The organism is Halobacillus sp. BBL2006, assembly GCF_000786645.1.
Taxonomy (GTDB): domain Bacteria; phylum Bacillota; class Bacilli; order Bacillales; family Halobacillaceae; genus Halobacillus.
The window spans coordinates 1-7,683 of record NZ_JRNX01000274.1 but is presented as its reverse complement, the minus strand read 5'-3'; the positions used below and the strand labels follow the sequence as shown (position 1 = coordinate 7,683).

General features: G+C 42.5%; 8 protein-coding genes. All 8 read left to right on the top strand.

The features are described from left to right. Window positions 1-208 precede the first annotated feature (208 nt). The gene (locus LD39_RS09140; protein ID WP_035545451.1) at window positions 209-1,864 is read left to right on the top strand and encodes a methylmalonyl-CoA mutase; all 1,656 of its coding nucleotides are present in this window, start codon (window positions 209-211) and stop codon (window positions 1,862-1,864) included. Between the two features lie 17 nt (window positions 1,865-1,881). Further along, window positions 1,882-2,694, top strand: a complete 813-nt coding sequence (gene mce / locus LD39_RS09135; protein WP_035545449.1) for a methylmalonyl-CoA epimerase — start codon at window positions 1,882-1,884, stop codon at window positions 2,692-2,694. A 6-nt stretch (window positions 2,695-2,700) separates the two neighbouring features. Continuing rightward, window positions 2,701-4,248 (top strand): acyl-CoA carboxylase subunit beta, encoded by a 1,548-nt coding sequence (locus tag LD39_RS09130; protein WP_035545448.1) that lies wholly within the window; start codon window positions 2,701-2,703, stop codon window positions 4,246-4,248. A gap of 70 nt (window positions 4,249-4,318) precedes the next feature. Then, complete coding sequence (locus LD39_RS09125; RefSeq protein ID WP_035545446.1) at window positions 4,319-5,443, top strand: M20/M25/M40 family metallo-hydrolase; 1,125 nt, start codon at window positions 4,319-4,321, stop codon at window positions 5,441-5,443. A 124-nt stretch (window positions 5,444-5,567) separates the two neighbouring features. Further along, a complete protein-coding gene (locus tag LD39_RS09120) occupies window positions 5,568-6,815 on the top strand; it encodes a DNA polymerase IV (RefSeq protein WP_035545444.1) in 1,248 nt (415 codons plus the stop codon). A 47-nt stretch (window positions 6,816-6,862) separates the two neighbouring features. Beyond that, window positions 6,863-6,991, top strand: coding sequence for a YpzI family protein (locus tag LD39_RS22070; protein ID WP_079479797.1), 129 nt, complete (start codon window positions 6,863-6,865; stop codon window positions 6,989-6,991). Between the two features lie 25 nt (window positions 6,992-7,016). Next, window positions 7,017-7,169, top strand: a complete 153-nt coding sequence (locus LD39_RS09115) for a small acid-soluble spore protein P (protein ID WP_035545443.1) — start codon at window positions 7,017-7,019, stop codon at window positions 7,167-7,169. 136 nt (window positions 7,170-7,305) lie between these two features. Continuing rightward, on the top strand, window positions 7,306-7,530 hold the full coding sequence (locus LD39_RS09110; RefSeq protein WP_035545441.1) for a DUF3892 domain-containing protein: 225 nt from the start codon (window positions 7,306-7,308) through the stop codon (window positions 7,528-7,530). The last annotated feature ends 153 nt before the right edge of the window (window positions 7,531-7,683 follow it).

The following is a 7,683-nucleotide window of genomic DNA, read 5'->3' as shown; positions in this document are numbered from 1 at the left end:
TTCAGTGGTTGTTTTTGTTGTTTGTTTGCGGCCAAGGTCAGAAACCTCCTTCTCAGTCAATCCTATTGACATTCTACCTAAAAATCTTCATTTGGACAAGGGCGCAAAATCAATTACAATATAATTGTGAATTCTACTAATTTTTCAATAGGTAAGCGCTTTATTTCTGGTATGCTAGAAGAGGACCACTCTGAAGGAGGCAATATACATGAGCCATTCATCAAACTATGAAGAAACAAAAAAGAATTGGGAAAATGACGTTGAAAAGGCTACAAAGCGTTTTCCGGAACGTAAAGAGCGATTTACTACAAGTTCAGACCTTTCCATTGAACGTTTATATAATCCTCAACACTCAGATGACCAGTACATAGAGGAAATAGGATTCCCAGGTCAGTATCCTTATACGAGAGGCATTCAGCCAACCATGTACCGAAGCCGTTATTGGACGATGCGTCAATATGCAGGGTTCGGTTCAGCGGAAGAGACGAATCAGCGCTTTCGATATCTTTTAAAGCAAGGCCAGACCGGGTTGTCTGTTGCTTTTGATTTGCCGACACAAATCGGATACGACTCGGATGATCCAATGGCTGAAGGAGAAGTCGGTAAAGTTGGGGTTGCGATTGATTCATTAAAGGATATGGAACAATTATTTGACCAAATTCCTTTGGATCAAGTCAGTACGTCAATGACGATTAATGCTCCTGCCTCAATTTTGTTAGCAATGTATATCGCAGTAGGCGAGAAACAAGGGGTGACTCCCGATAAGCTCACAGGTACGATTCAGAATGATATTTTGAAGGAATATATCGCACGAGGAACTTATATTTATCCACCGAAACCATCGATGCGTCTAATAACAGATATTTTCGCTTATTGTCAGAAGAACCTTCCAAAATTCAATACAATCAGTATCTCGGGCTATCATATCCGCGAAGCCGGATCGACCGCTGTACAGGAGGTAGCTTTCACCATTGCCAATGGTATGGCGTATGTGGATGCAGCGCTTGAAGCTGGATTAGAAGTGGATCAGTTCGCCCCACGGTTAGCGTTCTTCTTTAACGCCCATAATCAATTTTTTGAAGAGGCGGCCAAGTTTCGAGCTGCCAGAAGAATGTGGGCGAAGATCATGAAAGAGCACTATGGTGCAGAGAATCCAAAAAGTTGGAAGTTACGCTTTCATACACAAACGGGAGGAAGTACTCTAACTGCTCAGCAGCCGGATAATAATATCGTTCGTGTAACATTGCAAGCGCTTGCGGCTGTTATGGGGGGAACACAAAGTCTTCATACGAACTCCCGTGATGAAGCTCTTGCGCTTCCTACAGAGGACTCTGCACGAATCGCTCTTAGAACTCAACAAATTATCGCTAACGAAAGCGGAGTAGCAGATACCATTGATCCCCTGGCAGGATCCTATTATGTTGAATCATTGACTGATCAAATTGAAAAGGAAGCCAATGAATATATTGAACGAATAAAAGAACTCGGCGGAGCAGTACAAGCTGTCGAAGATGGATACATGCAAAGGGAAATCCACAAAGCTGCCTATGATGCCCAGAAGCGGATCGAGTCGAAAGAAGATATTATTGTAGGCTTAAATGAGTACAAGCTTGAAGAAGAAATCAATGCTGACTTATTACGTGTCGACGAAGCATTAGAAAAATCACAGATAGAGAAGACCAAAAATGTAAGAAATACAAGAGACCAAGTGCAAGTTGATCACTCTTTACAACAGCTGAAACAGGCAGCAGTCAGTACAGAAAATGTCATGCCTTATATCGTAAAGGCGGTTAAAGTTTACGCAACCGTCGGTGAAATCGCTAACGTGTTACGCGATGAATTTGGCGAATATACCGGTATGTAAGAAAGGAAGGAATAGTGATGAAACCAATACGTGTACTCATAGCTAAACCAGGATTAGATGGACATGACCGAGGAGCATTAATCATCGCCCAGGCATTGCGAGATCATGGAATGGAAGTGATCTATACAGGACTGCGTCAGTCTGCTGTGCAAATTGCGAGAGCTGCTATCCAGGAAGATGTTGATGTCGTAGGCTTGTCTTCCTTATCAGGGGCTCATAAGTCGCTTTTTCCAAAAGTGGTGGAAGCGTTAATGGAAGAAGGGGCAGGAGATATTCCTGTTATAGGCGGAGGCGTGATTCCGGCAGAGGACATCCCCTACCTCGAAGATAAAGGGGTAGCTAAAATCTTTACAAGTGGTTCACCGACAGATGCGATCGCTATTTATATTAAACAACTGATTCAAAGAGATACCATAAATCCTCCGAAGAAGATTGCTCATATTGGAATCGCTGTGGAGAATATCGACCAAACACTTCCTTTCTATCAGCATAGTTTAGGACTATCCTTAGAGGCTGTAGAGGAAGTCGATTCTGAACAAGTTCGTGTAGCTTTCCTTAAGATCGGCGAAACAAAGCTGGAATTACTGGAGCCCCTCAGCGAAGATTCTCCTATTCAGGCATTTCTGAGTAAAAGAGGAGAGGGCATCCATCATATTGCCGTCGAAGTGGATGATATACACAATCGATTAGAGCAATATAAACAGCAAGGAGTCCGTCTTATCCATGAGGAGCCGAAAGATGGAGCGCACAACAGTCAGATAGCCTTCTTGCACCCGAAGGCAGCAAATGGAGTCTTATTCGAATTATGCCAGCCTGAGAGAGAGGAGTAATCGTAGATGGACATTTTTGATAAAATTAATGAACTTTATGACAAACGTCGCCAAGTCCAGCTAGGAGGAGGAGATGATCGGATTGACAAGCAGCATGAAAAAGGAAAATGGACAGCTCGGGAACGTATAGACTACTTGGTGGACGAAGATAGTTTTGTCGAGTTGAATCCATTTATAGAACATCGTCATGATGCTTTCGGAATGGATGGGAAACAAGCGCCAGGGGAAGGAGTTGTGACAGGTTTTGGTAAAATCGGAGGCCGTGATGTCTATCTATTTGCTCAAGATTTCACCGTATACGGCGGAGCATTAGGAGAAATGCATGCGAAAAAAATAGCTGCTGTTATGGACTTAGCAGTTAAAAATTCTACACCATTTATTGGATTGAATGACTCTGGTGGAGCAAGAATTCAAGAAGGAGTATCTTCCTTAGACGGCTATGGCCAAGTGTTTTATCGCAACTCTATCTATTCTGGAGTCATCCCGCAAATCTCTGTCATCATGGGACCTTGTGCGGGAGGAGCAGTTTATTCTCCGGCGATTACTGACTTTGTCATTATGGTCGAGAAGACCTCACAAATGTTCATTACAGGACCTAAGGTAATTGAAACAGTAACCGGCGAACAAATTTCTGCCGAGGACCTTGGAGGTGCACATGTACATAATACCTTGAGTGGTAATGCGCATCTGAAGACGTCGGATGAAGCTTCAGCATTGGATGCTGTCAAAGACCTTGTCAGTTATCTTCCGCAAAGCAATATGGATCCAAGTCCGGAAGTGGAAGTAGAAGAAGAGGATGACTACAGACCTGATATTACCGATAAGATCCCATTTGATCCGATTCGACCGTACGATGTACGTGTGATTATAGATGAAGTTGTGGACAAGGGTTCATTTTTTGAAATACACAAAGACTTTGCAAAAAATATCGTCGTTGGATTTGCTCGTTTGAAAGGGAAAACCGTTGGGTTAGTGTGTAACCAGCCGAAATATATGGCCGGAGGGCTGGATATTGATTCCAGCGATAAAGCCTCAAGATTTATCCGTTTTTGTGACTCGTTTAATATTCCTTTAATTACTTTTGAAGACGTGACTGGATTTTTCCCTGGTATTAAACAAGAACATGGTGGAATCATCCGTCATGGAGCAAAAATTCTTTACGCGTATTCGGAAGCGACTGTACCCAAGCTCACGGTCATAACAAGGAAAGCGTACGGAGGAGCCTATGTAGCATTGAATAGTAAATCAATTGGGGCAGATCTTGTCTATGCTTGGCCAAACGCAGAAATTGCCGTCATGGGGCCCGAAGGAGCAGCCAATATCATTTTTGCGAAGGATATCAAAGAAAGTGATAATCCTGAGGAAACGCGGCAAAATAAGATCAATGAATACAGGGAGCGTTTCGCTAATCCTTATGTAGCAGCAGGGCTTGGAATGGTTGATGACGTTATCGACCCACGTGAAACGCGCTCAACTTTGATTAAGGCGTTGGATATGTTGAAGAATAAACAGGAGGACAGGCCATATAAGAAACATGGAAACATTCCTCTTTAATTGACACGTTCCACTCATTCCGCTAACGTACTAAGAGGAATGGGTATACATATGAAGGAGGATCATACTTATGGTATCAATCAACAAAGAACGTTTACTCGAAGAATTTTTGGAATTGGTTCAAATTGACTCCGAAACAGCACATGAAGCTGAAATAGCTGGTATCCTAAAGGATAAATTTGAGGACCTTGGCTTAGAAGTGATTGAAGATGATGCGAAATCAATAACCGGTCACGGAGCGAATAACTTAATTTGCAATTTAAAAGGCTCTAAAAGCGGAGTCGACACAATATATTTTACCTCCCACATGGACACCGTCGTTCCTGGAAACGGTGTTAAACCGTCCATCGAAAACGGCTATGTCGTAACGGACGGGTCTACCATTCTCGGTGCAGATGACAAAGCAGGGGTCGCCGCAATCCTGGAAGCGATCCGCTCCTTGAAGGAAAACAATGTGGAACATGGTGATCTGCAATTCATCATTACAGTAGGTGAAGAAAGTGGACTTGTCGGTGCTAAAGCACTTGATAGCTCATTATTAAAGGCGAAGTTCGGTTATGCTCTGGACAGTGATGGTCAAGTTGGCAATATAATCGTTGCTGCTCCAACACAAGCGAAATTGAATGCGGTTGTGAAAGGGAAGACGGCACACGCTGGTGTCGCTCCAGAAAAAGGCGTCTCAGCCATCACCCTTGCTTCCAGAGCTATTGCCAAAATGCCATTAGGTCGGATCGATGAAGAAACGACGGCAAATATCGGACGTTTTGAAGGTGGTCAAAAAACGAACATCGTTTGCGATCACGTTGAAATACTAGCGGAAGCACGTTCTCTCGTTCCTGAAAAAATGGAAGAGCAAGTAGAAAAAATGAAAAATGCATTCCGCGAGACAGCTGAGGAGATGGGCGGCGAAGTTGAAATTGAAGTCGACATTATGTACCCCGGCTTTAAACAAAAAGCTGGTGACGAAGTTGTAGAGGTTGCTCGTTCGGCAGCATCTAAAATAGGCCGTCAAAGTGAATTGTTAACTAGTGGTGGCGGAAGTGATGCGAATATCATTGCAGGATATGGAATTCCAACAGTTAACTTAGCAGTAGGTTATGAAGAAATTCATACAACGAATGAACGTATGCCTGTTGGTGAACTTGAAAAAGTTGCTGAGTTGGTAACAGCTATCGTAAAAGAAGTAGCAGAATAAACCAAGATCAAAGCGCCTCCAACTCAGGAGGTGCTTTTTTTGAATAGCTATAGGACCAAGTTTTTCACAGTATATGTTATGTTATACTGGAAGAACAAGAGTTCGTAGAAAAGGAAGGATCACTTTGTCTAAATGGTATCCGAAAAATGGACGGGTCATTTTCCATGTGGATATGAATAGTTTTTACGCGTCAGTAGAGATGGCTTTTGATCCATCTTTAAAGGGTAAACCTCTAGCCATTGCAGGAAATCCTGAAGAGCGCAGAGGAATAGTAGTGACTAGCAGTTATGAAGCAAGAAAGTATGGTGTAAAAACAACTATGCCTGTCGGTGAAGCGAGAAGGCTCTGTCCTGATCTTATCGTCATGTCACCGAATTTTGAACGTTACCGTACGGCTTCGAAAGAAATGTTTAAAATCTTAGCTGACGTGACACCTCTTGTCCAACCTGTTTCGATAGATGAAGGATATATGGATATAACTCAATGCGCGGACCAGGGCTCACCACCAGAAATAGCCAAAAACATTCAGAATCGTATAATGGAGGAGCTCGATCTACCTTGCAGCATTGGAATTGCGCCAAATAAATTTCTGGCTAAAATGGGGTCAGATATGAAAAAACCCATGGGAATTACTATTCTTAGATTAAGGGATATCGAACAAAAACTCTGGCCCCTACCTATTGAAGAAATGTATGGTGTAGGCTCTAAAACGGCTGAAAAACTCAGAAGAATCGGGATTGAGACCATTGGTCATTTGGCCGTTCATCCTGTTTTAGAATTGAAGCAGATTCTGGGAATCAACGGAGAGCGTCTACAAAACAGGGCGAATGGACACGATGAGAGGCCTGTTGATCCTGACGCTGTCCATGAATTTAAAAGTATCGGCACATCAACAACACTACCACAGGATACGACCGAAGACTCAGAAATAAGAACTGTATTGCGCAGACTTTCCAACAAAGTAGAAGCGAGGATGAAAAATAAAAAAGTTGCAGCCAAAAATGTACAATTAATGATCCGTTATCATGACCGGAAAACAGTGACAAGAAGTCGCCAGTTAAGAGACTTCATCTTTACGTCAAACGATTTGTTCAATGTATCTATCCAATTGTTTGATGACCATTGGAATCAGGATCCGATTCGTCTCTTAGGAGTTACGGCTTCTGACTTGGCCGAACAGTCGGAAGTTACCCAGCAGTTGGATTTGTTCAGTTACGAGCGATATGCAGGTAAAGAAAAATTGTATAAAGCCATTGATGAATTGACTGAGAAATATGGACACAATCCTTTTAAGTCGATTTCTGTACCCTCAAAAGGAAACGTGACGACCAGCTTTCAAAAAGATTTTCTCGATGATTTTAAAAAAGAATAGCTGCTTCTCTTTTTCTCATACTAAGGAAGAAGGGAGGCAGTTTTTTTATGGGTAAAGATCGTCAAGAAAAGAAATTGAAGAGATCCGGAAAAGTGCAGTCTGACAGGGATCAAAGCTTGAGCTATCCTGGCGCTACTGCCATGGAAGGTCCAGAAGCAGCCCGTAAACGTCGATAAATCTAATATGGAGGAGGCGGATTTCATGTCCGCAAGACGAATGGGACCAAAACAGCAAAAAGATCCGAAATTGCCACAGTCTCCGCAACAGGGGTACGGAGAACCTTTAGCTGGTTCTCACAAAGTGAAACAAGCTAATCATACTCGTGACAAACAAAAATCCTCTCATGATATGTAAAGAAGAAGACGGCCAAGGCCGTCTTCTTTGTTGAAACGAAGCGCTAGAGCAGAACGTACCAGAAATTAGAATCTACATAGCAATAAACTCATACAATTATGGATTCTTCTCATACTAAGACTGAGGAGGGGATTATATGCCAGATCGCATTATAGCCGTTCGTAAGAATGGACAAGGGAGCATTACGGAAATGAAATTGTCTTCCGGACAGGTAGTTGATTACCATAAAGCTCACGAAATGGCCCAGAATGGTCAATTAGAACATGTCCAATTAATCAACGGTAAAGACGGCGATCTCCATTTACGCAGTCAACCAGATGGAGATCCAACAAATAACTTGGACAATCTACCTTCATTCTAGTCTTGGAGTCCGGGAAGACCCCGGACTCTTTTTTATGTCTCTAATTATCTTATGGGAAGCGAACTTATCTCTTCACTCTTCTAATCTGATATTCGCTGCCATTCCCCATTATCTTCTTCAACAATATAAAGATTTAATAAGAAAAATTAAAAA